Source organism: Microbulbifer maximicatervae (SeqCode), assembly GCF_052467825.1.
Genome location: NZ_CP174327.1, coordinates 233,627 through 259,428, shown reverse-complemented (window position 1 = coordinate 259,428; position 25,802 = coordinate 233,627). Strand labels below are relative to the sequence as shown.

At 52.9% G+C, this 25,802-nt stretch carries 21 protein-coding genes; 13 read left to right on the top strand and 8 right to left on the bottom strand.

What is annotated here, in order from left to right:
- Positions 1-49: 49 nt before the first annotated feature.
- Both prmC and ACJJII_RS01185 read left to right on the top strand, forming a co-directional pair.
- Complete coding sequence (gene prmC / locus ACJJII_RS01190; RefSeq protein WP_444918028.1) at positions 50-877, top strand: peptide chain release factor N(5)-glutamine methyltransferase; 828 nt, start codon at positions 50-52, stop codon at positions 875-877.
- A 42-nt stretch (positions 878-919) separates the two neighbouring features.
- Positions 920-1,819 (top strand): cation diffusion facilitator family transporter, encoded by a 900-nt coding sequence (locus ACJJII_RS01185; protein WP_444892994.1) that lies wholly within the window; start codon positions 920-922, stop codon positions 1,817-1,819.
- Positions 1,820-1,830: 11 nt separating this feature from the next.
- Here ACJJII_RS01185 and ACJJII_RS01180 read toward each other — a convergent pair whose 3' ends face one another.
- From ACJJII_RS01180 to ACJJII_RS01170, 3 genes are all read right to left on the bottom strand, one after another.
- Positions 1,831-3,297, bottom strand: coding sequence for a succinylglutamate desuccinylase (locus ACJJII_RS01180; protein WP_444915717.1), 1,467 nt, complete (start codon positions 3,295-3,297; stop codon positions 1,831-1,833).
- Between the two features lie 121 nt (positions 3,298-3,418).
- Complete coding sequence (locus ACJJII_RS01175) at positions 3,419-4,849, bottom strand: MATE family efflux transporter (RefSeq protein WP_444918027.1); 1,431 nt, start codon at positions 4,847-4,849, stop codon at positions 3,419-3,421.
- A gap of 172 nt (positions 4,850-5,021) precedes the next feature.
- Positions 5,022-5,735 (bottom strand): alpha/beta fold hydrolase, encoded by a 714-nt coding sequence (locus ACJJII_RS01170; RefSeq protein ID WP_444918026.1) that lies wholly within the window; start codon positions 5,733-5,735, stop codon positions 5,022-5,024.
- A gap of 132 nt (positions 5,736-5,867) precedes the next feature.
- Between ACJJII_RS01170 and ACJJII_RS01165 the strand changes: the two genes are divergently transcribed.
- The 4 genes from ACJJII_RS01165 (at position 5,868) to ACJJII_RS01150 (ending at position 11,313) form a co-directional block, all read left to right on the top strand.
- Positions 5,868-6,497 (top strand): HvfX family Cu-binding RiPP maturation protein, encoded by a 630-nt coding sequence (locus ACJJII_RS01165; RefSeq protein WP_444918025.1) that lies wholly within the window; start codon positions 5,868-5,870, stop codon positions 6,495-6,497.
- A gap of 47 nt (positions 6,498-6,544) precedes the next feature.
- Complete coding sequence (gene rhlB / locus ACJJII_RS01160) at positions 6,545-8,059, top strand: ATP-dependent RNA helicase RhlB (RefSeq protein ID WP_444918024.1); 1,515 nt, start codon at positions 6,545-6,547, stop codon at positions 8,057-8,059.
- A 23-nt stretch (positions 8,060-8,082) separates the two neighbouring features.
- Complete coding sequence (locus ACJJII_RS01155) at positions 8,083-10,098, top strand: acyltransferase family protein (RefSeq protein ID WP_444918023.1); 2,016 nt, start codon at positions 8,083-8,085, stop codon at positions 10,096-10,098.
- A 129-nt stretch (positions 10,099-10,227) separates the two neighbouring features.
- Complete coding sequence (locus ACJJII_RS01150; protein ID WP_444918022.1) at positions 10,228-11,313, top strand: hypothetical protein; 1,086 nt, start codon at positions 10,228-10,230, stop codon at positions 11,311-11,313.
- Between the two features lie 53 nt (positions 11,314-11,366).
- Here ACJJII_RS01150 and cysZ read toward each other — a convergent pair whose 3' ends face one another.
- From cysZ to gatC, 5 genes are all read right to left on the bottom strand, one after another.
- Entirely contained in the window at positions 11,367-12,197 is an 831-nt protein-coding gene (gene cysZ, locus ACJJII_RS01145; RefSeq protein ID WP_444918021.1) for a sulfate transporter CysZ, read from the bottom strand.
- 43 nt (positions 12,198-12,240) lie between these two features.
- Positions 12,241-12,537: a PA4642 family protein gene (locus ACJJII_RS01140; RefSeq protein ID WP_444918020.1), complete on the bottom strand. Its 297-nt coding sequence runs from the start codon at positions 12,535-12,537 to the stop codon at positions 12,241-12,243.
- Between the two features lie 66 nt (positions 12,538-12,603).
- Entirely contained in the window at positions 12,604-14,055 is a 1,452-nt protein-coding gene (gene gatB / locus ACJJII_RS01135) for an Asp-tRNA(Asn)/Glu-tRNA(Gln) amidotransferase subunit GatB (RefSeq protein ID WP_413663059.1), read from the bottom strand.
- A gap of 11 nt (positions 14,056-14,066) precedes the next feature.
- Entirely contained in the window at positions 14,067-15,512 is a 1,446-nt protein-coding gene (gene gatA, locus ACJJII_RS01130) for an Asp-tRNA(Asn)/Glu-tRNA(Gln) amidotransferase subunit GatA (protein ID WP_444918019.1), read from the bottom strand.
- A 71-nt stretch (positions 15,513-15,583) separates the two neighbouring features.
- Positions 15,584-15,871 (bottom strand): Asp-tRNA(Asn)/Glu-tRNA(Gln) amidotransferase subunit GatC, encoded by a 288-nt coding sequence (gatC, locus tag ACJJII_RS01125; protein WP_444896336.1) that lies wholly within the window; start codon positions 15,869-15,871, stop codon positions 15,584-15,586.
- Positions 15,872-16,228: 357 nt separating this feature from the next.
- On the opposite strand from gatC, the gene ACJJII_RS01120 reads away from it, so the two are divergent.
- The 7 genes from ACJJII_RS01120 (at position 16,229) to msrB (ending at position 25,761) form a co-directional block, all read left to right on the top strand.
- Positions 16,229-17,263: a rod shape-determining protein gene (locus ACJJII_RS01120; protein ID WP_020412569.1), complete on the top strand. Its 1,035-nt coding sequence runs from the start codon at positions 16,229-16,231 to the stop codon at positions 17,261-17,263.
- Positions 17,264-17,403: 140 nt separating this feature from the next.
- Positions 17,404-18,246 (top strand): rod shape-determining protein MreC, encoded by an 843-nt coding sequence (gene mreC / locus ACJJII_RS01115; protein WP_413663056.1) that lies wholly within the window; start codon positions 17,404-17,406, stop codon positions 18,244-18,246.
- Positions 18,233-18,712: a rod shape-determining protein MreD gene (gene mreD / locus ACJJII_RS01110; protein WP_413663055.1), complete on the top strand. Its 480-nt coding sequence runs from the start codon at positions 18,233-18,235 to the stop codon at positions 18,710-18,712. Before mreC ends, mreD begins: the two co-directional genes overlap by 14 nt.
- Positions 18,713-18,809: 97 nt before the next feature.
- Positions 18,810-19,421 carry a Maf family protein gene (locus ACJJII_RS01105; RefSeq protein ID WP_444918018.1) on the top strand — a complete coding sequence of 204 codons (612 nt, stop codon included), beginning with the start codon at positions 18,810-18,812 and terminating at the stop codon, positions 19,419-19,421.
- On the top strand, positions 19,418-20,905 hold the full coding sequence (rng, locus tag ACJJII_RS01100; protein ID WP_413663053.1) for a ribonuclease G: 1,488 nt from the start codon (positions 19,418-19,420) through the stop codon (positions 20,903-20,905). The genes ACJJII_RS01105 and rng overlap by 4 nt, the downstream gene beginning before the upstream one ends.
- A 36-nt stretch (positions 20,906-20,941) precedes the next feature.
- On the top strand, positions 20,942-25,144 hold the full coding sequence (locus ACJJII_RS01095; protein ID WP_444918017.1) for a YhdP family protein: 4,203 nt from the start codon (positions 20,942-20,944) through the stop codon (positions 25,142-25,144).
- 74 nt (positions 25,145-25,218) lie between these two features.
- Positions 25,219-25,761 (top strand): peptide-methionine (R)-S-oxide reductase MsrB, encoded by a 543-nt coding sequence (gene msrB, locus ACJJII_RS01090; RefSeq protein WP_444918016.1) that lies wholly within the window; start codon positions 25,219-25,221, stop codon positions 25,759-25,761.
- Positions 25,762-25,802 lie beyond the last annotated feature (41 nt).

Genomic DNA, 25,802 nt, shown 5'->3' with positions numbered 1-25,802 from the left:
TCCAGATTTTTTACGCCGCCTCGAGCGGCGTTTTTATAGGTTTTTCTCCATGACCAGCGTCAAGGAAAATATCGCACGCTGCGCCCAATTAACCGATAGCGACAGCGCGCGCCTGGATGCAGAGCTTCTGCTCGGCAGTGTGTTGGGGCGCGAGCGCACCTGGCTCTATACCTGGCCGGAATACGAATTGAATGAAGCTGAGCAAATGCGCTATGAGCAGTTGCTCCAGCGCCGGCAAGCGGGAGAGCCGGTGGCACACCTTATCGGTGAGCGCGAATTTTGGTCCCTGCCGCTAAAGGTGGATTCCTCCACCCTGATCCCCCGCCCGGACACTGAATTATTGGTGGAGACCGCGCTGGAGTTTTTCCCCCAGGGCAGGTTGCGAGCATTGGACCTGGGCACTGGCACTGGTGCTATTGCACTGGCTCTGGCATCGGAGCGACCGGGGTGGGAAATTATTGCAGCGGAGAAATCACCCGCTGCGTTAGCACTGGCAGAGGAAAACCGGCGCTCCCTCAAGCTGCAAAATGTGCAAGTTATCCAGAGCGATTGGTTTTCCAGTTTGGAGCCACAGCCGTTTTCCCTGATCGTCAGCAACCCTCCCTATATCGATGCATCTGACCCGCACTTGGTGCAGGGCGATGTGCGCTTTGAGCCCCGCACTGCGTTGGTGGCAGAGCGACAGGGTTTGGCAGATATTGAGCATATCGCCACAACCGCTAGTGATTACCTGGAAAACGATGGCTGGCTAATGGTGGAGCACGGTTGGCAGCAAGCCGAGAGCGTGCGGGATATTTTTTCTGCGGCGGGATTGAATAAAGTTTCAAGTCGCAGGGATTATTCCGGTTGGGAGCGAATTACCTTAGGGCAAAAATAGTGATACCTGCGGAGCTGCCACAGGGATTTGAGGAGGGAGCCTATGCATGATCATGTCCACCACCGAACCGGCAATGGGGCTTTGCGCCCATTAATTATTGCACTGGTTCTCACTCTCAGTTTTTCCATAGTTGAAGCCATAGGTGGTTGGCTATCTGGCTCCCTGGCATTGCTCGGCGATGCTGCCCATATGCTTACCGATACTTTTGCCTTGGCACTGGGGGCTATTGCCGCAGTACTGGCGAAAAAACCCGCTGATCGGGAATTGTCGTTTGGCTGGGGGCGAGCGGAGGTCTTAGCTGCGGTAACCAACGGCCTGATTATGCTTCTGATTGTGGTCGGTATTTCTTTTATGGCCATTGATAGGTTGCGCAATCCCCAGCCGGTGCATGGCAGTACGGTGATGTTGATTGCAGCCATGGGGTTGCTGATTAATATTCTGGCGGCCTGGGTTTTATTAAAAGGCGAGCGCACGCTCAATATTCGCGGTGCGCTTTTGCATGTGATGGGCGATATGCTGGGCTCTGTCGCAGCACTGGCTTCCGGAGCTGTGATTTATTTTACCGGCTGGGTACCCATCGACCCCCTGCTTTCATTGCTTATTTGCCTGTTAATCCTGGTTTCCTGCGTGCGACTGCTCAGGGATGCGATCGATGTATTGATGGAGCGGGTACCCAGGGAATTGAGCCTTCCGGTTGTGGGCGAGACACTGGCGGCGGTAACCGGGGTACGCTCTGTGCACGATCTTCATATTTGGCGCTTGGATTCCAGCACTATTTCCCTATCGGCCCATATTGTGGTGGATGACTTACAGGCTTGGCCCAGCGTACTGGAGCGCTTGCGGGAAACCCTGGTCAAGCGCTTCGATATCGACCATATAACCCTTCAACCGGAACCTTTGGCAATGCCCGAAGTGACGGTGATCGATAAGGTCAGTGATTAATAGGTGAGGATTTACTCCTCACCTTCTGTCGGCGGCTGGCGGTTTTCTGGGGTGGCTGGTACTTTACTCTCTGATTTGTCAGCGACCGATTCTTCCGCTACTACTTCCTGGGGCTGGCTGATTTGTTCCTGGGGAGCCTGGATACCGATATGGTAGGCGGCAAACCCCGGTTGCACGACCTGGTTTAATGCCATGCCGAGAATGCGGCCGTTGTGCTCGGAGCGAATTTCTGTGCGTACATTGGTAATAGGGTTGGTTACTGTTCCCAGTAAGTCGCCTTTACGCACAAACTCGCCAAGCTGGACTTCACTAAAGATAACCCCGCCAGTCGATGTCCGCTGCCAGGTGGAGGTGTAGTAAACCGGTTCGGGATCGCCCCAGAGGCGGAATTTACTCACCATACCCAGCTGGTTGAGCAGAGTGCGTATACCTTTCACACTGTGACTTACCGATAGCTCATCCAGCACCATCGGTGCTCCGGCTTCCAGAGTGACGGTGGGGATACCTGCCTCCACAGCGGCGCGGCGCAGGGTACCCTTGGCTCCGGCGCTGTGCAGCACCACAGTGGAGCCAAAACCCTGGGTCATTTTCACTACCTTGGGATTGGTTAAGTCGCCGCGCAACTGTGGCAAGTTGGTGCGATAAAAAGAACCCGTATGTAAGTCCACCACGGCGTTACAGTGGCTGATCACTTCGTGGAAAAATGAATTGGCAATTCGCGAGGCCGAAGAGCCATTGGGATCGCCGGGGAAGTGCCGGTTCAGGTCGCGTCGATCAGTCAGGTAGCGGGAGCCTCGATGGAAGCCTTGCAGATTGACGATGGGTACGCCAATTACCGCACCGCTCAAATGGTCTGCGTCCAGGTCGTACATAACCCGCCGCACGGTTTCCACACCGTTCAGCTCATCACCGTGCACTGCCGCAGTAAGGCAGAGAACCGGCCCTGGCTTGGCGCCGTTAACCACCAACACAGCGGTGGGGCTATAGACCCCTTCAAAGTGTTGGCTGGGAGACCAGGCTAGGCGCGTAGAGGTCGCAGGGGGAACCTCTGAGCCTAATAATCGCAGAGGCTTGGCCGTCTCTCCCGGAACCAGGGAAATGGTGCCGGGCTCCGGTAATTCGGGTTGAGGTTTAACTGTTTCAGTTTCTTTATCGGCAGTGGGAGCAGTCTCGGTGGGAGCTGCCGGTTTATCCAGTTCCTGAATAGGTTGGTCCAGCTCCAGATTTTCCGCTTGGGGCAGGGAAATTTCTTCAGAACCAGCATCTGTCGACTGGGATTGCTCTTCAGTAGGGGCAGCGTTGGTGGGTGGCCCCAGCTCTGTGATCACCGGTTGGTCCAGCTGCATATTGGCAGCTTGAGGGACCGCTTCTGTCTCTTCGCCAGTGCTGTCATCGGCGCTCAGGGCCTGGGTGGATGAAAGTAGTAAAGCCAGGCTTAGCAGGTGTCGGGTCCTTCGGGAGGATTGGCGCGGGATCATTCGGCACTCCGGTCAACTTCGTATATCTGGGTGTGCCGGAGAGCCTTGTGTCCGGCACAGATTGGGACTTTGGAGCGCCAGTATAGTCAATACGTTCCCGAGGAATGTGATACGCGCCGAATTACGCGTATCCGTAGGTTCGCTCGATGGCTCTGCGGCTGGTTCGCCAAAAGCGAATTCCCAGCAGGATTGAAGCCGTTCCCAAGCCGATACAGACACCGGTCCAATAACCGTATACCCCCCAGAAGCTCTCTCCCAGCCAGTAGGCGGTAGAAAGCCCCACCAGCCAGTAGGAAAATAGCTGTATAAACATGGGCGCACTGGTGTCCTTATATCCGCGCAATGCGCCCCAGGTCATTGCCTGGGTGACATCCACCAGTTGGAATGCGGCACACAGCAATAGCAGGTTGGTGGCCACCGCGATAATTTCTTCATTGCTGGTGTAGGCCTGAACAAACAGGGTGCGCAGGGTAATCAAGAGTACACCGGTGCCCAGTGCGTAGATTAGGCCGCTACTGATGCCCACTTTGCCACAGAAGCGCGCGCGCTTTGGCCGTCCCTGACCGAGTAGTTGGGCGGTGCGGATACTTAGGGCCTGGGCCAGTGCCAGTGCGACCAAGTAAAAAATCGATCCCACATTCATGCTTATTTGATGGGCGGCGACAATGGCTGCACCATAAGGGGCAAGCAAAATGGTAAGGCTGGCAAAAAAAGTAACTTCACTGGCCGCACCTACACAAATTGGCAGGCCAACTGCGAGCAAGTGGCGCAGGGTTGGCCAGTGGGGGCGAGGTGGCAGCAGCCTAAGTTTAAGCTTGTGATAAACCGGGTCGGTATTTGCGTGCCAGAAGAGTGCCAGTGCGATCAGGCAGCTGACCGCTGCGGTCGCCCACCCACATCCTGCTCCTCCCATTGCCGGTATGGGGCCGGCACCAAACACCAAAAGAATATCCAGGGGAATATTTAAAATTGCGGCAGTGATATAGATGCGCATTACCGGGCGCACTTGTCCCATACCCTCACAGTAACCGCGCAACGCCGTGCCGAGTGCAAAAGGCAGGGTGCCGACAGTCAGGGCCAGTACATAGCCCTCCATCACCTTGCGGACAGGCTCTTCCGTGTCTATCCAGTGGCTCCAGATAGGAACCGCAAGCAGGGCGGAAAACACCAGAATGCCACCGATCAGTGCGATCCACAGCGCCTGGTGTAATTGCCTGGCGCAGCCGGCTTCATCGCGACCACCGCGCAAGTGTGCAACAACCGGGGAGAGAGCAGCGAGCAGGCCGATTAGTGTCACTGCGCAAACAGCCCAAATACTGGCTCCCAAGGCGAGCCCGGCGAGACTTACTTCTCCAGCGCGTCCTGCTACCAGAGTATCGACAACTCCCATGCTCACCACAGCCAGGTTACTGACCACCAGAGGGCCTCCCAAGGTGGTTAGGTGCGACAGTTCGGTTTTAGTGGCATTTCGGTAAAGCTTGAACAAAGAAAAACCTGAGCTCTTGTTACTGGTCTCGATAGAGGGTTCTGGGGTCTGGGCTAATTTTGACAAAAAATTAATCCTGCGGGGGGTTGTTAACAGGCCCTGACCTTCGCAAATACATCTGAAAACGGGCGGCGGGCCAAAATTCGGAGAGGCTTTCAGTCTGCCGGGGGAAGGCGGGGCGGTACTGCAAAAAGGTCCGACATTCTACGGTACAAACGGCGCCTGCGCCCAGTGCTGATTACGGACTTTCCTCAAGTAGTTTGGCCACAATTTCTGCCTTATTAATGATGCAGTCGTGGTTTATTGCTGCCTCCCGATAAACCCACCCGCTTATCCGCTTTGCTTTGCGGCTACTGTAGATGGCTGGCGGGTACTCGGGTTGGGTACAGTGAATAAAAGTGCATGGAGGGCCCTGTTCTGGGGGGCGTTGCAAATGGATCGGGTCCAGTAGTGTTTTGATGGGATGTGGGGTCATACGGCGGTTTAGCCAGCGAATATCATCGGGGTGGGTTATCCCCAGGTCTTCTGGTGGCGGCGGCATAATGCACAGAGTGCCGTCAATATTCTGCGCTTGTTTTAGTCGCTGCTCCTCTATACCGCTGGGGAGCTGTCTACTAAATGGACGCCCCAGCTCAGGAACAGCGCCATCCAGGTAGATTAATCGGTGTACCCGCTCGGGTAGAGCGTCGGCGGCACCGGTTGCGGCCATTCCCCCAAAGCTGTGGCCCACAAGGGTGACTTGCTGCAACTCCTCCCAAAGGATTGTATTGATCAGGTCTTGGATAAAAGTATCCAGGCCAACGGAGGGTGAGAGTAGGTGTTTACGCTCCCCCAGACCACTGTGGGTGGGGGTGAATACTCGATGCCCATTACGCTGCAGGAGGTTGGCGACCCTGCTCCAGCACCAGCCTCCATGAAATAGCCCGTGGACCAGTACGTAAGTTTTCCCCACCAGGTTGCTCTCAAGTTACTTGGGTTCTGCAAGCATAGATGTGCTTTGTGGGGCGCTGAGATAGGGCTGTGTAAGAGTTGGCGAGATCACTCGACTAAAGTGAACAAAGACACTGATAAGAGAGTGAGCTAAATGAGTGGAGCTATGAATAGCCTGAGCGGTTGGTACAACTGCTTTGTACATTATGTACGCAAAATAGACTGGCTGGGGCCATTATTACTACGGATTTATTTGGCGCCAATTTTTATCCTGGCCGGTATGAATAAGATGAATAATATCGAAGATGTCGCTGCCTGGTTTGGCAATCCCGATTGGGGCTTGGGGCTTCCAGCGCCGATGTTGATGGCGTGGATAGCTGCCTTGGTGGAATTCTTTGGTGGTATCGCCATCTTGCTGGGCGTAGCGACTCGGTTGGTAGCGATTCCCCTGATGTTTGTGATGGCAGTGGCAGCATTTACGGCCCACTGGGAGAACGGTTGGTCAGCGTTACCGGATAAAACACTGAGTGTGCCCTGGGAATGGCGCAAGGACCTTATTGACGAAGCCTCGGTGCGTAAAGAGAAGATTGTCGGCTTGCTCAAGGAGCACGGCAACTATGAGTGGTTGGTGGAAACTGGAGGAGTGACCATCCTGAAAAATGGTATTGAGTTCGCTGCTACCTACTTCATTATGTTGCTAGCGCTATTTTGTAGTGGGGCAGGGCGGTTTTTCAGTGTGGATTACTGGCTGTGCCGTCACTATAGCGGGCCGAGTGCCACCTAGAGATGGTATACTCGCCGATTATTTGAACATTTGAGCGAGTATTTCACTTGATAGGAAAGTTGTTCCGCCGTTCCTCCTCCAAAGAGGATAAGGGCTCCCGCCGGGGAGAAGAAAGCTCAGGGCGCCGTAAAGAAGGGCAAGAACCTTCTGGTAAGGCTGCCAAGGGACGCACAAAGTCCGCACAGGCGGAGGGGAAGTCGCGAAAGAGCGGCGGCCGTGGCGCCCAGAAAGGGCGCCAGCGCAGCAGAAAGCCAAAAGCTCCGGCAGCTGCGCCTTGGTCACTGGATGAATTCCAAGTTCCCGAGCACGAGGACAAGGTCCGCTTCCACGACCTGGGCTTGCCTAATGAGTTGATGCACGCAATTCACGACCTGGGCTTCCAGTACTGCTCGCCAATTCAGGGGCGCTCTCTGCCCCATACCCTCAACGGCCATGATTTGGTGGGCAAGGCACAGACCGGTACTGGTAAAACAGCCGCCTTCCTGATTACAGTGATTGATGACTTGCTCAAGCATCCGTTTGAGGGGGAGCGCTATGCAGGCGAGGCCCGCTCCCTGATTATCGCTCCGACCCGCGAGCTAGTGATGCAGATTGCCGATGACGCCAAGGCTCTGTGTAAGCATACCGACCTGGAAATTCACACTCTGGTGGGCGGTATGGATTATGACAAGCAGCAGAGAAACTTGAATGAGCGGTTGGTGGATATCCTGGTGGCGACACCGGGTCGCCTGCTGGACTTTGTCAGCAATCGGGATTGTTTCCTGGATCAGGTGGAAGTCCTGGTGATCGATGAGGCGGATCGCATGTTGGATATGGGCTTTATCCCCCAAGTGCGCCGTATTGTTCGTCAGACGCCGCGTAAAACCCATCGCCAAACCATGTTCTTCTCCGCCACATTTACTCCCGAAGTGGATGATCTGGTGGAGCAGTGGACAGATGATCCGGTAGTTGTGGAGATTGAGCCGGAGAGGGTTGCCACGGATACCGTAGAGCAACATGTTTACCTGTCCGCCAGCGAAGAAAAGTACACCTTGCTTTACAATATTGTGCAGCGGGAAGAGGTAGATAGCCTGATTGTATTTGCCAACCGCCGCGACCAATGCCGCCGCTTGCACGAGCAGCTTCTCGCTCACGGCATTTCTGCGGGCCTGCTGTCCGGTGAAGTGGCACAAAACAAGCGGGTGCGTACCCTTGATGACTTTAAGTCTGGCAAAACCAAAGTACTGGTAGCTACAGATGTCGCCGGGCGTGGTATTCATATCGACGGCATCAGCCACGTGGTGAATTTCACCTTGCCTGAAGAGCCGGAGGATTACGTTCACCGCATTGGCCGAACTGGTCGGGCGGGTAAAACGGGCACCTCTATCAGTTTCGCTTGTGAAGATGACGCCATGCGTCTGGAGCCCATTGAGCAATTGCTCGGTGGTAAGCTCAAGTGCGAAGTACCCCCCGAAGAGCTTTTGCTTGAGCCACCCAAGGTGAAAGTTCAGCGCAGTCACGGTGATCGCGATGGGCGTCGCGGTGGCTCTGGAGGCCACCACCGTCGTCCCCGCAGACATTAAGTTTGGGGTTACGGTTACACACTATGAGCAGTATTGGGTACCGCCGAGATATTGACGGGTTGCGTGCATTAGCAGTTCTTCCTGTTGTTTTGGCCCATGCAGGGTTGCCGGGCTTCTCCGGCGGCTTTGTTGGGGTCGATATTTTTTTTGTTATTTCCGGTTACCTGATTACCAGTATCCTGGTGAAGGAAATTGGTGAACATCGCTTCTCCCTGGCTAATTTTTATGAGCGTCGAGCTCGCCGTATCTTGCCAGCATTATTCTTTGTTCTGGCGACTTCGATTGTTGCAGGGTGGTTTGTATTACCACCAGACCCCTTTAAAGAACTGGGGCAGTCCGCATTGGCGACGCTATTGTTCGCATCTAACTTCTGGTTTTGGCAAAGTACCGAGGACTATTTTGGCTCGGGAGCAGACTGGCAACCTCTGCTACACACTTGGTCGTTATCTGTTGAAGAGCAGTTTTATCTGTTTTTCCCGCTGTTGCTTTGCCTGCTAGCTTCTCGTAGCCGGCGCTCGAAATTGCTGGTTGTGGCTGGGTTATCGATACTCTCTCTCGTTTACTCAGTTTGGGCAACTAAAGCCCAGCCTTTCGCCAATTATTTCCTGACGCCTTCGCGGGTTTGGGAGTTGGGGCTTGGGGCTCTACTAGCCTTAGGAGCTTTTCCACAAGTGCGCAAAGCTTGGTTGCTGGAGTTGGTGGCGGCTGCTGGAATCGCAATGATTCTTTATAGCGTCTTTGTTTATGACTCCTCCACGCCCTTCCCTGGAATTGCCGCACTATTACCTTGTATCGGAGCTGCGGTGCTCATTTGGACTGGAGGGAATCGGGAAACAATTATTGCTCGGTTGTTGCGGCTGCGGATCATCGTAGCAATAGGCTTGATTTCCTACTCTTTGTATCTATGGCACTGGCCAGTTCTGGTTTTACTCCGCCTTCTCAATGGATCAGCTGAGCTCCCCCTGGCAATGGCATTGGTCGCGATTGCGCTCTCTTTCATTCTCGCTTGGTTCAGCTGGCGATTCGTAGAGGCGCCATTTCGCCGTGCATCTGAGAGGGGACTTTCCCGTCGAAATCTTGCTTTGACATTGGGTTTTGTGGGAACTCTTATCATGAGTGTCTCTCTGGTTATCAATGTTAAAAAAGGAGTACCTTCACGCTTACCTGAGCCGATATATGCAGCCTATGAAAGCGCTAAAAAGCGCACATCTAAAGAGCGCCGCTGCATGAAACTTGCGCCCTCTGAAGGGCTTTGTGAGCTGGGGAAGGTGGAGGATGAGCCCACGGCAAATTATCTGCTTTGGGGAGACTCCCATGCCGGTGCCTTTATCCCAGGCTTTGAGCGCTGGCTCGAAGCTGTCGGACAGAGTGGTATTGTGGCTGCTAAATCTGCCTGCGCACCATTACTGGGGGTAGTCCGGCTGGAGATGGGGGCAAGTCATGGCTGCGATCGTTTCAACAATGAAGTTATTGAAATCCTGGAGCGGCGCAAGGATATCGAGACAGTCGTTTTGGTGGCGCGTTGGGCGCTGCTTGTCGAAGGTGATCGCCCGTTGGGAGAAGGTGGTTCCCCCGCTGTACTCGGAATAGCGAAGGGAGCAGTTGATTCACCCAAAAGCAGTGATCCATCTAGACGTAACTTTGATTTGGTTAGTTATGGGCTTAGGGAGACAGTAGCAAGAATCCGTGAAACGGGTCGAAAAGTTGTGATTGTTGAAGGTGTACCTGAAATTCCTTTTTCAGTACCTCTAGCCATTGCCAGTGCAGAGTTTATCGGGGCTAAAGTCCAATCGGCGCCAACACTAAAAGAGGTTGAGGAGCGTAACCGTCGAGCTGGAATAATATTTGAGGTTTTGTCCCAGGAGTTTGAGATTCAGAGAGGATCTTTGGTGTCCCAGCTTTGCCCCGCTGAGTGCCAAATACAGCTGAAGGGAAAATCTCTATATCGGGATGGTGATCATTTGAGCACTTTCGGCTCTGAAAAGCTTGTTCCCGAACTGATGAATCGAATCTTGCTTGCTAATTCAGCAATGAAGTAAGGAACTGTATCCTTAGCTTCCTTTAAACGATTCATTGCATATGTAATAACGACAGTAACCATTGAGATGCGCACCCTTTACTTGCATATTGGATTTCATAAAACTGGCTCTAGTTCCCTCCAGCTAGCGATGAAAGAGCAAGCCCAGGCTTTGAATGACGCCGGATTTGAGTTTTTGTCCTTGGGAAAAAAGGGTAACTCCTCGGGATGTGTGGAAGTCTCACGTTGTAGAGATCAGCTCAATTTTCAGCTTAATATGAGACTGGATGCATTACTGGCATCAAGTAGCGGTGAAAAAGCGATAGTGTCGGCGGAGCATCTTTGTTTTTTAGATCAACGCGAAAGTATTGAATTAGTTCAGCGTGTCTGTGCGAAATATTTCGATAAAGTTAACGTGATTGTATATTTGCGTAGACAGGATTTGCAGGCGATTTCTTTTAAAAAACAAGGGGCGAGAGGTGTAGCTGCTAATCGGAGTTCTTCCAGTAAATTATTAGGCCATAGTGAAGGTGCTTTCCCAGCTTTCACTAAGGATATCGAGACTTACTATGATTATTTCTCCAAGTTAATTCTGTGGGAGTCTATATTCGGCAGGGCTGCTTTAAGCGTTCGCTCTTTTACCCGTGAGGCCCTTCAGGGGGGAGATATTGTCAGTGACTTTCTCGCATTGCTGGGAGGTGACATAGACATTTCAGGACGGCGGGTCAATGAGGGGGTGGGAAGAAAGGAATTCCTATTGACTCACAAGTTATTGGAATTGGGAGTGGCTGAGTCGGAGCTGCTTAAGCTGAAACCAATGATGTTGGAAGAAAATACTCAGTTGGTACCTTCAGAAGTGGATGCCAAGAGTTTCTTTATGCACTTTAGCGATTCAAATCGCCAATTGAATGATCACTTTTTGAAGAATCAATCTGGCTTGGCATTTGATAGTGATTTTTCAGAGTATCCTGAGTGGGGAAATGACCGGATTACAGCGCAGGATTTGTTCACTTGGAGCCCACAAATCTTGGCGTCTGGAATTCAAAAGCCAGAGGGTTTACGCGATGCATTACTGGCTGACAGGATTCGACAAATACGGAGCAAGAGTCTCTCGGGCGAGGTGCTTAACAGTGAGCTGGAGTACTTGGAAAAATGCTTGTCGGCTACAGCTTGTGTTTCTAAGGGTAAGCAACCTTGGTATCGCCGGCTAAAAAAGAAAAAAGCTACAGGCCGCTAATATAAAGAGCCCTCTATTCCTGAGGGCTTTTTTGGGGGGTATTTGAAGTTAGATTACTGAAGAATAGGAGTCCCAGTTCCCGGATCCCCTTCAATACGCAGTCGCTCAATCCACAGAGCCGTACCGCCAGCAACTGCCGCAGGCATAATAAAGATATTTAAAATTGGTACCATCTTCGCGAGCATCACGGTCCCACCAAAGGTAAGGCTAGTGAGTTTACGGCGGCGCAGTACCGTTTTTAATTCATCGAATGGCCGCTGGTGGTTATCCAGTGGGTAGTCAACGTATTGAATAGCCATACACCAAGCGCCCCAAACTGCGGTGAGCACTGCGGGGATAATAATGGTCCAGCTGGTGATGGTGGCAATTATAAATACGATCAAACCCCAAAATATAAAGTAACCCAGCTTACGCAATTCCCGGCCCAGGGTACGCCATACCATTTGCATTATCGGCTCGGCAGGAGGAGCTTTACCGGTTAGCAGTTCCTCTACTTTCTCAGCGAGCAAACCGTTAAAGGGGGCGGCAATAATGTTGGTGATAACGCTAAATAAATAGCCGTAAGCAAGGAAAAATAGGAAAAGCACTATTAGTGCAATAATCCAGGCCAGCCAGCGAAAAACACTGGCGGTCCATGCTGCACCCTTGGCCATAATGGCTTCCCACCAGGACATATTCTCCGTATTTACCGGCGTGTGGGAAAGCAGGCTACTTATATAATCGGTAAGCCCTCCGAGCTGTGAAATCATTATGCTACTGATAATAATAAACAGCACCAGATTTATTAGTAATGGCACCAGGATAAATGGGCGTAACTCACGCCGGGTAATCAAGTGGATACCGCGCACCAATGCGTCGATACCGTGAACGGGATTTGAAGTCATACTCTCACCTTTCGCTGGTACGATGCCTAAATTTCCAGAGTTCTCAGTTGGCGCCAGCGGCTTTTAAAATCTCGCTATATTCTGCGCCCTGGCGGTGTTCAGCAATACGTGCCAGCAGGGTTTTTCCATCGGGGCCAGGGCTGTTCAGATCCATGCCTTCAGCGAGAAACAACTTAACAAATGTGGCAAAACTCTCTGCTTTCATGCTTCGGTAGGCGCGCTCGAGCAGGTGAAAATCCCGGTTTACGCCTGCGGGGGCTTCACCAATCAAGAATCCAGCAATACGTTCCTCGTCAAAAACTTCTCCGAGTACTTTCTGTTTGTCTTTTTTCAGGCTCAAAACTATATCCTTGCTACATAAATAGGGGGCGGGCGAAGCCCGACCCAGGTCTTGAAATGTTGAGGGTTAAAGCAGTGCGTCCAATTTTTGCTTGAGGATTTTATTAATCATCTGTGGGTTTGCCTGCCCTTTGGACGCTTTCATGATTTGCCCGACGAAATACCCCATCATTTTGGGGCGTTTTGATTCATCGGCCTTGCGGTAGTTTTCTACTTGGGCATCGCTTGCAGCGATCACCTCATCCACCATTTTTTCGATAGCGCCGGTATCGGAAACCTGTTTCAGCCCACGCTTTTCGATGACTTCGTCGGCACTGCCCTCTCCGTCGGCAATAGCCTCGAATACCTGTTTGGCGATTTTGCTGGAAATGGTGTTGTCTTTGATGCGCGAGATTAGTCCAGCTAGTTGGTCGGCAGAAACCGGCGATTGTGAAATAGTTAGTTCACGACGGTTGAGCAGCGCTGCCAGTTCACCGTTAATCCAGTTGGCGGCAAGCTTGGATTCGCCACAGGATTTACTCACAGTTTCAAAATAGTCTGCACTGGCACGCTCCTGTGTCAGCTGGTCTGCATCATAAGCAGATAGCTGGTATTCCGCTTGGAAGCGGGCTGCTTTTGCATCAGGCAGTTCTGGCAGGATGCTGCGCAGTTGCTCGACATATTCATCGGTGAGTACAACTGGCAGAAGGTCAGGGCAGGGGAAGTAGCGGTAATCATTGGCCACTTCTTTACTGCGCATAGAGCGGGTTTCATTTTTGTCCGCGTCGTAGAGGCGGGTTTCCTGGGTAATGGTGCCGCCGTCTTCCAAGATATCGATCTGACGTTCAGCTTCGACTTTAATTGCGCGCTCGACAAAACGGAAAGAATTGATGTTTTTTAATTCTGTACGGGTGCCGAGTTTTTCTTCGCCTTTCAAACGCACGGATACATTGGCATCACAGCGCAGTGAGCCCTGGGACATATCACCATCGGAAATGCCCAGGTAGGTTACGATGCTGTGAATTTTTTTCAGGTAGGCCACAGCCTCGGCGGCACTGCGCATATCCGGTTCAGAGACAATCTCGATCAGCGGCGTACCTGCGCGGTTCAGGTCGATACCAGACATCCCGTGGAAATCTTCATGCAGGGATTTACCGGCATCTTCCTCCAGGTGAGCGTGGTGTAAACGCACTTTCTTACTGCTGCCATCTTCCAGGTGAATTTCCACTTCACCTGGGCCGACAATAGGTTGTTCCAATTGAGTGGTTTGATAGCCTTTGGGCAAGTCGGGATAGAAGTAATTCTTGCGTTCAAAAACGGAGCGCTTGCCGATCTCCGCGTTCATCGCCAGGCCGAACATTACCGCAAAGCGAAATGCTTCTTCATTCGGTACCGGCAAGGTGCCCGGCATAGCCAGGTCCACAGCGCAAGCCTGGGTATTCGGCTCGGCGCCAAAGCGGATGCTAGCGCCGGAAAAGAGTTTTGACTGGGTGGAGAGCTGGACGTGAATTTCCAACCCGATAACGATTTCCCATTCCACAATTTATCTCCTTATACGGCGCTGGCTTTGTGCCAGTCGGTTACCTGTTGGTATTGGTGGGCGATATTGAGCATGCGCGCCTCTTCCAGGTAATTACCGGTTATTTGCAGGCCCACTGGCATATTGTCCACCAAGCCACAGGGTACAGACATGCCAGGTAGTCCGGCCAGGTTGGTGGCGATGGTGTAGATATCCTCCAGGTACATAGCTACCGGGTCAGCGCTCTTTGCACCAAGCTCGAAAGCGGGGGAGGGGGTCGTGGGGCCCATAATCACATCCACTTTTTCGAATGCTTCGACAAAGTCCTGCTTGATCAGGCGTCTGGCCTGCTGGGCTTTGTTGTAATAAGCATCGTAATAACCGGCGGACAGGGCGTAGGTGCCTACCAGGATGCGACGCTGTACCTCTTCGCCGAAGCCTTCACCACGGGAGCGCATATAGAGATCGCGCAGGTCATTGGGCTCTTCACAGCGGTAGCCGTAGCGCACCCCATCGAATCGAGATAGGTTGGCAGAGGCTTCAGCGGGGGCGATCACATAGTAAGCAGGTATCGCTAACTCGGTATGTGGCAGGCTGATATCGACCAGTTGCGCACCCAGCTTTTCAAACTCTCTCAAAGCCTCCTGAACCCGGCTTGCGGTTTCAGGGTTAAGGCCTTCCCCAAAGTACTCCCGGGGTACTCCGATCCGCAGCCCGGCAATCGGGTTATTCAGTTCGGCGGTAAAATCAGAGGGCTGCTGCTTCAGGCTGGTGGAATCTTTCGGGTCGTGGCTGGCCATCGCGGACAGCAAATAAGCCGCATCTTCGGCGTTGCGGGCGATGGGGCCAGCCTGGTCCAGGCTGGAGGCGTAGGCCACGATGCCATAGCGGGAAATACGCCCGTAGGTGGGCTTCAGCCCGGTGGTGTTTGTCAACGCCGCCGGCTGGCGAATAGAGCCGCCGGTATCGGTAGCTGTGGCGCCGGGTATCAGTTGTGCAGTAACTGCCGCAGCTGAGCCACCGGAGGAACCGCCGGGCACACAGCGGGTATTCCAAGGGTTTTTTACTGGGCCGTAAAAGCTGCTTTCGTTGGATGAGCCCATGGCGAATTCATCCATATTGGTCTTGCCCAGGGAGACGGTTCCGGCAGCGTTGAGGTTATCTACCACCGTGGCATCGTAGGGAGGGATAAAATTATCTAGCATTTTTGAGGCACAGCTGGTGCGCACGCCGTTAGTGCAAATAATATCTTTGTGGGCGATGGGCACACCGCACAGTGCCGGTGCCTCCCCGTTGGCCAGGCGTTGGTCGGCGGCCGCGGCTTGCGCTAGGGCGCTCTCTTCAGTGACGGTAATAAAACTGTTGTAGTTGCTGTCCAGTTGCTGGATGCGGCCGAGTAAATGGCGGGTTAGCTCTGTACTTGAGAACTCTTTGTTCCGCAATCCACGGATGATCTCGGCGATAGTAAGCTGATGCATGTTATTCCCTTAAAGGCTCTAGACGGGCTGAGGGCTGGGTATTTAGGTGAACTTAGTCAGTGTTGGGCCGGCTAATCAATTACTTTGGGAACCAGGTAGAGGCCTTCTTCGGTTTGGGGAGCCAGTTCTAGGAAGTCTTTGCGCTTGTCAGTCTCTGTCACTGCGTCGGTACGCAGTTCCTGGACTTCGTCCAGTGGGTGCGCCATCGGGGCGATACCATCGGTATTAGTGGATTGCAGCTGGTCGACCAGTTGCAATACATCGCCGAGGCGGTTGCTGACTTCTTCGATGGTTTCTTTGGATATGGCGATACGGGCCAGTTCCGCCAGTTTTTCTACAGTTTGCGTATCCACTGCCATGGTGATGGACTCCTCCAGCTTGAGTTGCGAGTCGAAAACTGCCCGGATTATTTGCGGCGGGCAGAACCGGCAAATTTAGCACATTGGGGTTATATTCTCACCGGCTCCGGCAGTAATGGATAGTGGGCCTCAAATGACCTCCCTTCAGCCTTGCCCTGATGCCTAGCGGTTGTTAGAGTTTGCCGAATCCTGCCGAGTGATGAGAGACTCCGGTATTTTGCGTAGAATCCGATTCGAAATGCGGCTCGGAACTCAGAATTATTTTTGCGGACTAATTAGGATTTGTATCCATAAAAGAAGCCGCGCCCGCAGTGCCCGACCTGGGGGCTGATAATTAGTACAAGGTAATCGAATTCCATGTTTAAACGTTTGCGGGGTATGTTTTCCAGTGATCTCTCCATCGACCTGGGAACTGCCAACACGCTGATTTACGTTCGCGATCGCGGCGTAGTACTCGACGAACCCTCTGTCGTCGCAATCCGTCACTACAATGGCCAGAAAATCGTTGAGGCTGTCGGAGTAGAAGCCAAACGCATGCTCGGCCGGACTCCTGGCAATATTACCGCTATTCGCCCGCTGAAGGACGGTGTTATCGCCGACTTCCAAGTGACCGAGAAAATGTTGCAGCACTTTATCAAGAAAGTGCATGAAAATAGCTGGATGCGCCCGAGTCCGAGAGTGCTGGTGTGTGTTCCCTGCCAGTCCACAGAAGTGGAGCGCCGCGCGATTCGCGAGTCGGCCCTGGGTGCAGGTGCTCGCGAAGTGTCACTGATCGAAGAGCCCATGGCCGCTGCCATAGGCGCAGGCTTGAATGTCGAGGAAGCGAGCGGCTCCATGGTGGTGGATATCGGTGGGGGCACCACTGAGATCGCCATTATCTCCCTGAATGGTGTGGTTTATTCCGATTCGGTGCGTATCGGCGGTGACCGTTTTGATGAAGCTATCGTCAATTACGTGCGTCGCAACTACGGCAGTGTGATTGGTGATGCAACTGCTGAACGGATCAAAGAGGAAATTGGCTGTGCTTATGCAGGCAGTGAAGTTCGCGAAATCGATGTGCGCGGACGCAATCTGGCCGAGGGCGTGCCTCGCAGCTTTACCTTGAACTCCGACGAAATTCTCGAAGCCCTGCAAGAGCCTCTGACAGGTATTGTGCAGGCTGTCAAAAGTGCGCTGGAACAATCCCCTCCCGAGTTGGCTTCTGATATCGCTGAGCGCGGTATGGTGCTGACTGGTGGTGGTGCTCTGTTACGCGATCTGGACCGCCTGTTGATGGAAGAATCGGGCTTACCGGTAATTGTTGCCGATGACCCGCTGACCTGTGTGGCGCGGGGGGGCGGTAAAGCGCTGGATATGTTGGATCGCAGCCGCCTCTACCTGATGTCTAACTAGTAGACATCGGTATTATGTGACCTGCGAGGGAGCTTGTGGCTATATCCGCAAGCTCCTTGTAATTAAAAAAATGCAAGTCATCTTTTATGGCTTGTACTGTTCTCACCATCTTTGATTGACCTGTTAAGAGGGGATTGCCTGTGAAACCGCTATTTACCCGCGGTCCCTCTGCCGAATACCGCCTGGGCTTTCTCATCATACTCGCGATCTCGCTGATCGTTTCCGATCATTACACCAATTGGTTTCAGCCTGTCAGAGAACGCTTATCAGGGGTTATTGCTCCACTGTACTGGGTTACAGGAGCCCCCGAGCGTGTGGGTGATTGGGCCGATGAGCAGTTTCGCTCACGCGAAGAACTGCAGGAGGAAAATAGCCGCCTCAAGCGCCAGGTTTTACTGCTGGAGCAGCGCAGCCAGCTATTGGCGGCCGTAAAAGCGGAAAACACTCAGCTCAAAGAACTGATGAACTCAGCAGAAATGGTCGATGACCGAGTACTGGTGGCTCAGGTGATTGGCGTTACCCCGGACCCTTTGGAGCATGTGCTGCTGATTGACAAAGGCCGCGATGACGGTATTGATATCGGTACCCCGGTAATGGATGCCAGTGGATTGCTGGGGCAGGTGATTGAAGCTGGCGACTCCTACAGTCGTATCCTGCTGATAACTGATTCCAGTCATGCCATTCCCGTCCAGGTTCTGCGCAACAGTATGCGCACCGTCGCCGAGGGTACAGGTGACCTGTATCGCCTGAAGTTACGTCATCTTGCTAATACCAGTGATATTCGGGAGGGCGATTTGCTGCTCAGCTCCGGCTTGGGTAGCCGCTTTCCCGCAGGTTATCCGGTTGGGGAGGTCATCTCGGTGCAGAGAGATCCGGGTAAGCCTTTTGCGGAGGCTGAAGTGTTGCCGAGGGGGCGGATGAATCGCAGCCGCTTTGTATTGGCGGTCATTGGCAGTGGAGGACATTCTGTTGCAAGCGAATAACCGCTGGTTTATCGCGGTCACTATTCTGCTGTCACTGCTTCTCTCGGTTATGCCCCTGCCACAGCAGTGGCTCTGGTTTCGGCCGGCATTTCCGGCTTTGCTGGTGATATTCTGGATTACCCGAATGCCCCAGACCTTTGGGGTCGGGTTCGCTTGGATGATCGGTATTGCCCAGGATTTGGCTACGGGGGCGAGCTTGGGAACCCATGCCCTGGCCCTATCGGTACTCGCCTATTTCAGCTTACTGACTTACCAGCGCACCCGGGCATTTAATCCGGCCCAGCAATTGTTGTGGGTATTTGTTCTGGTGGGCATTCATCAAGTGGTGGGCAACTGGGTGCACGGCCTTGAGGGGAAATCGGTACCCGGGCTGACCTTCCTGTGGCCCGCCTTGACTACAGCCCTGCTCTGGCCCTGGGTGACCCCGTGGCTCAGGGGGCTTTCCGGGCGTTTACACGTTCGTTGACCGTCTCGTCGGCACTGTAAATCAGTGTAAAAAATCGATCATTTTTCGAACAGTGCCGCTATAATCAGCCGCTGACCCACAGGGAATATGTAATAGAGTGACAACAAGCGCTTCAGAAAATCGACTTCTTTTGGCCTCTGGTTCGCCGCGCCGCGCCGAACTGTTGGCCCAGATTGGGGTGCCTTTCTCCCAATTGTCCCCCGCTGTTGTAGAACAGCGCCAACCTGCTGAAAGCCCTCTTGAGTACATAGAACGCTTGGCCCACGACAAGGCTGTCGCCGGGTTTCAAGCCGCTGACAGCCCGCAGGGACTCTGGTCTTTGGGAGCGGATACGGTGGTTATGGCAGGTGAGAGGCTGCTGGAAAAACCCCAAGATTTTGCTGACTTTGAGTCCATGATGCTGGCGCTATCGGGAGTAGAGCACTCTGTTTTCACGGCAGTGTGCTTGCGTTCACAGGATCGACAGTTTAGCCGTGTAGTGGAAACTCGAGTCAGGTTCCGCCACTTGTCCAAAGTTCAAATAGCGGATTACTGGAGTACTGGAGAGCCTGTCGATAAAGCTGGCGGTTACGGTATTCAGGGTTTTGGTGCCGCCTTGGTAGAAGCTTTTAGTGGCAGTTACAGCAATGTTGTAGGGCTCCCATTGGAAGCTGTAGTCCCCATGCTGGATCATGCGGGCATTCCCTATTGGCAGGAGGGCCAATCTTGAGCGAAGAGCTGTTAATTAATGTTGCGCCGACTGAAACCCGGGTTGCGCTGGTAGAAAATGGTGTGCTTCAGGAAGTCTACCTGGAGCGGAGTGCCCGGCGAGGGATTGTAGGAAATATCTATAAGGGAAAGGTGATTCGCGTACTGCCCGGAATGCAGGCCGCTTTTGTCGATATAGGCCTCGAGCGCGCGGGTTTTATCCATGCCTCGGATATTGCGCCTCTCGACGAAGAGGGTATGGAGGCGCGGGATGCCGAGGTGGCGGATATCCGCGCGCTAGTCAGAGAGGGGCAGTCACTGATCGTGCAAGTAGTGAAGGACCCTATAAGCAGTAAAGGTGCCCGGCTGACTACCCATCTGTCGGTTTCTGCACGTTACCTGGTGTATATGCCGCAGACGCGCCATATCGGTATCTCTAATCGAATTGAAGACGAGAACGAACGCGAGCGATTGCGCCAGTTGGTTGAAGCAGCTTCTCTGCGCCTTGCAGAGGATGGTTTGTCGGCCGATGGAGGCTTCATTTTGCGTACCGTTGCCGAGGGGGTGAGTGAGGAAGAGCTGCTGAGAGATATCCCCTTTCTGTACAAATTATGGGGGGAGCTGGATGAGCGCATTAAGGAGCGTCCAGTGCCTTCGGTTATCTATGAGGACCTTCCACTATTTATGCGCGCATTGCGTGACCTTGCGCGCCCTTATACCGAAAAGATTCGTATAGACTCCCGAGAGGCCCACGGTCGTGCGGCAGAATTTGCCGGTAAATATGCGCCGGAAATTGCCGGTCGCCTGGAACACTATCCCGGTGAGCGCCCACTGTTTGACTTATACGGTGTTGAAGAGGAAATAAGACGGGCACTACACAACAAAGTCACCTTGAAGTCTGGCGGCTACTTGATCGTAGAGCAGACAGAGGCGATGAGTACAATTGATGTCAATACGGGTGCTTTTGTTGGGCATCGAAACCTTGAAGAGACTATCTTCAAGACCAACCTGGAGGCCGCTACAGCGATTGCCCGCCAGCTGCGTTTGAGGAATCTGGGTGGGATTATAATTATTGATTTTATCGATATGAAAGACCCTGAGCACCAGCGGCAAGTCTTGCGCACCTTGGAAAAGACCCTGGAGCGCGATCATGCCAAGTCCAGTATCACCGGGGTCTCCGAACTGGGGTTGGTGGAAATGACTCGCAAACGCACCCGTGAGTCACTGGGGCAGATTTTATGTGAGCCTTGCTCTGTTTGCAGTGGGAGGGGCACCTTAAAGAGTGCGGAGACAGTTTGCTTCGAGATTTTCCGCGAGATTATTCGAGAGGCGCGCTCTTACGATAGTGAAAAAATTATGGTACTGGCCAGTCAGGTGGTAATAGATCTTTTACTGGATGAAGAGTCGGCTAATGTCGCCGATCTTGAAGAATTTATTGGTCGGCCGATTCAGTTCCAGGTAGAGCCCATTTACAACCAGGAGCAATATGACATTGTTCTTGTGTAATCCATTATTCACTCGCCAGCAAGCTAAGAGAGCTTATTGTCAGCGCTCGGTCCATGCCTGTTTGGTGGTGAGGGTATAGCGATGGTTGTAATACGCTGGATTGCAAGAAAGTTCTGGTTACTGTCGGTAAGTTTGGTGATTGCTCTGGCAATCATCGTGCAAACAGGCCGACTGCTGTCCCCGCAGGTAGAGAACTATCGTCCCCAGATTAGTCATTGGCTTAGTGAGCAGCTAGGCGTTCCTGTACAGATGGATCGTATTTCCCTGCGTTGGGAGGCCCTTGAAGTTGCATTGCAGCTGGATGGGTTGCGTCTGGGGGAACACGGTGAGCTGAGAATGGGGCACGGCCTATTCCAGCTGGATCTACTTTCCAGTCTCTGGAACCGGGAATTGGTCTGGAAAGACCTGCAAATGAATCAGTTTTCGGCCGGGCTCACTCGAGATGAAAATGGCCTCTGGTATCTACAGGGGTTTCCCGATGCCCCGCTTAAGCTTGAAGGCAGCACTGCACCCAATTCCGAAGCGGCAGATCCGGCCCGCCTATTCCAGTTGAGCCCCAAAATCCAAATCAGTGATGCAGCGATCACTGTGCGCCTTCCCGATGAGCAGCTGGCAGAAATCAATTTGCCTGAAATCCAGCTGGAAAATAGCGGAGATTTTCACCGACTGACTGCACGGGCTTTTATTTCCCGTGAAGGGGAGAGTAGCCAGGTTGATGAAGAGACCCTACGGGTTGTGTTAGAAGGGCGGGGCAATCCCAAAGATAAAGAGCACTTCTCACTGCGCGGCTATATGCAGCTTAATGAGTTGCTACTGGATGAAGACATTGTCAGCTTGCTTCACGAACTCACCCCGTTACCTGACCGGTTTCACTGGCAGGGGAAGAAGTGGGCAGACGGCCGCTTGTGGCTGCATAGTGATGCCGTAAGTGGGTATCGCATAGTGGGCCAGGTGGACTTGGCCCAAGTAGAAAGCCTGACCGATATGCAAAGGGCAGGAGATGATATAGAAGAGCATACACTGGCTCCGTTACGCGCTTTTTCTGGCAACTTGTCGGGCCGCTGGTTGCCGGGAGAGCACTGGCGATTAGCGCTGCAGGATATTGAAATCGATTGGCAGGGCTTGAAAATGCCGTCGCTGAACCTGCAGGTTAACAGTGGCCAAGAGGGTATAGCCCTGATGGCAGATCTGGTCGATCTCGCTGGTTGGAGCAGTATCTTAAATCGCTTGTCGTTACTAGAGGGAGCTGCAGATGAATGGTTGCGTGCACTAAAACCCCAAGGTCAGTTGCGCAGCCTGCGTCTGCGAGTTGGTGCGGACCGGCAGTTAGAGATCAGCGCAAACTTGGAAGATATTGCGGTCGAGGCGTTTCGAGGAGCCCCGGCAATTACTCAGTTGAGTGGATATCTTCAGGTTGAGGGCGCCAGTGGCCGGGTTGAACTCGACGGTACCTCCCTCGGGGCGCACTTTCCCAGTCTGTATAAGAATGCTTTTGGGTTTGAGCAAGCCAGCGGCACCATAGCTTGGGATGTCGATAAGGCGTTGAACGAAGTCAACGTATTGTCGGGCCCGCTGATGCTTGGCGGTGAACTTGGTCAGGTCGGTGGTCAGTTTATGCTGTCGCTACCCTTCCACGCCCAAACACGACCTGTGGATCTGGTGCTTTCCCTATCGATAAAAGATGCTGGGGTTATTACCCAGGAAGAGCTGGTGCCATTTGTGGTTAGCGATGATTTGCGCAGCTGGTTGAAAACTGGCCTGGGTAAGAACAATCAAGGGCGCGTTGAGAGTGCGGCCTTTATCTATCGCGGCAGCAGTTATAGCAAAGAGGGTAAAGAAGAATTCCTTAGAGCATTCGCGACTCACCAGAAGCGCAGAACGATTCAGTTGGCGCTCGACTTTTCAAATGCGAGCCTGGACTACGCCAGTGAGTGGCCTGAGGTCAAGGATGTGGATGGCCGTTTGTTGCTCGATGATGAAATTGTGCGGGTCAATGCCGATAAAGCCAAGCTCTGGAATATGGATGCTGGAAATATTCTGGTTGCGGTAACCCCTCAGAAGGGTGGAGGCTCACGCCTTGATGTACAAACTGAGGTGGTTGGACCCGCTGCCGATGGGTTGCGACTATTGCGTGAATCACCACTCAGAGATCACCTTGGAAGTGCCTTTGATGATTGGAGCCTGACGGGGAATTTGGATGGCGTTGTATCCTTAACTCTACCCTTGGGACAGTCATCCGTAGTTCCCGAGCAACAGGTTGAAGTCAACCTGAAGCACGGTGACCTTCAACTGAAAGGGCTCCGCCTCGATGCGACTGCGTTGAATGGTTTGGTGAAATACGATAGTGCGACAGGCCTTGAAGGGACCCAGCTGAATGGCAAATTGTGGGGCCGCCCGCTGACTGCTCGTATCCAACATATTGGCGAGGGAGATGCACGGGATACCCAGGTGGTTATCGACGGCAATGCATTGGTTGAGTCGGTACACGCTTGGAGTTCGCGGCCAGAACTGCAATGGCTGGAAGGAGAAATGGATTATCAAGCCCTGGTGACCATTCCTGCAAAATCAGCGGAAACCCCTTACTCCGCAGTATTTGAGCTCACTTCCAACCTGGCCGGTGTGGCTGTAAACCTACCTGACCCACTTGGTAAGACGGCGGAAACAGAAACCAATTTTGTATTGCGAGTGCCGATTGGAGAGCAGGGCAGCTTGTTCCACTTGGACTATGGAGAACATTTACAGGGGCAATTCTGGCTGATTGATGGAGAGTTAGATCGAGCTGCAATCGCCTTGAATGCTGAGGCAAATTTGCCCTCCAAACGGGAGTTGACGGTCACTGGAGATATTTCCACTGTTGACTTGTCTCGCTGGCAGTCTCTGCTAGATATTTACCAGTTGTCTGAACCAGCGAAACCAAGCGCTGCCAGTTCTGTTGCAAGTACCGCAGAAAACCCAGGAGAGGCTGCGGAGAGTGGCAGTGAGCCACTTCCGATACGCCTGGATCTCAGTACAGACCAGCTTCAGTTGGGCTCTGCAGAAATTGAGCATATCCATGTTACCGGTGAGGGAGTGGGGACAGATTGGAAGCTCAAATTTGACAGTGAAATGATTGCAGGAAATCTAACCGGCTTACTGGATGGCAGTACACCGTTACGCCTCAAACTGGCTCATTTGCGTCTGCCTCAGCCAGAGAAACCGGCTGAAGTCAGTGATGAAGCTTTTCCCTCAGACCCCTTTGCGGAGGAGGTAGTAGCGGATCCTTTGGCGCAGTTTGATTTTACTAGTTTGCCACAAATCGATTTTAGTACTGATAACCTGCAAATAGGTGAAGAGGCCTTGGGGCCTTGGTCTTTTAAGTTGAGGACAGCTGCAGATCGTTTGGTGGTGAGTGATATCCACGGCACGGTGAGAGGGTTCCGCATCGAGGGACAGGGCAAACACAGTGGTGAGCTAGGTGCAGAATTGGTGTGGATGAGGGATGCCGAGGGGCAGCAGTCATCACAGTTTATCGGCCGATTGGTGGCGGATGATCTTGCAGATATCCAGCGCAAGATGGGCCATGAGCCGTTGATTGAGAGTAAATCGGCGATCTTTGAAACTGCTTTGAAGTGGGAGGGGGCCCCGACTCAGGTGAAAGGAAGCCTTCTCTCCGGAGAGCTTAAGGTTGATATTCGCGATGGCCGATTCCTGCGATCAACCGGTGCGACAGGCTCTACCGTGTTGCGTCTATTGTCACTGTTTAATTTTGATACCTGGGCGCGACGTTTGCGTCTTGATTTCACTGACCTTTACAAGAGTGGTATGGCTTTTGATAGGGTGCGTGGCGAAGTAGTCTTTGAAGGCGATGGTCAGCTTTTAATCGCTGTACCCATCCAGGTAGAGGGACCCACCAGTGAACTGCAGATGGCGGGGCGGGTTAATTTAGTCCGCGAAGATCTGGATTTAACGTTGGTGGCTACTTTGCCAGTTGGGAATAACCTGGCTTTGGTTGCAGCTCTAGCCGGTGGCTTGCCTGCAGCTGCGGGTGTCTACCTGATCAGTAAGGCATTTAAAAAGCAGGTGAAAAAGGTCGCCAGTGTCAGTTACCGAATTAGTGGTGGCTGGTCAGACCCACAAATGCGATTTGAGAAATTGTTTGATGGAGATGGCGCCAAGCGAGAGGGCGCGGTTCTGGACCACGAGGGGAACAAGACACAGGTTGGGGTCGGCTCTGAAGAGAGGTCTCCTCCTGCAGCTTGAGTTTTAATATCCAGAGGCAGTGTGCAATAGCCATCTAATCTTAGTGAGGATCCCCTGTAAAAGGAGCACTCTAGATGGCGTTGCATTCATTATTGCCCCTCCTTCTTTTTACAGCCGTCACTCTTTCGGCGTGTTCTGAGGCAGATGACCATCAGCGCGACCAGAATATGACGGTCGCTCAAGCTGAAAAGCATATTGCAGAGGGGACTGATCTCGATCAGATCCCTAAGTCTGTGTGGAAGCAGATCCTGCCAGAGGATCGCTATAAGGTTCTCTGGAAAAAAGGCACCGAGCCCGCTTTTAGTGGCAAGCTTCTGAATAACAAAGAGAACGGGATTTATGTCACAGCGGGTTGCCGTTTACCGGTTTTCAGCTCTGAGCAGAAGTTTGAATCGGGCACTGGTTGGCCCAGCTTTTGGGATGTTGCCTACCCACAAAATATTGTCTTAAAGGACGATTACAGCTGGGGCTTGAAGCGGACTGAGGTGTTATCAAAGTGCGGGGAACACTTGGGGCATGTTTTTAAAGATGGCCCGGAGCCCACTGGTTTACGCTACTGCCTAAATTCTCTCGCCCTGGACTTTGTGCCGGCTTCTGGGGATAAGAAAGCGCAATAACTTCAGGTGTCTAGTTTGTGGGCGCTGCCAGCCAGTTAACT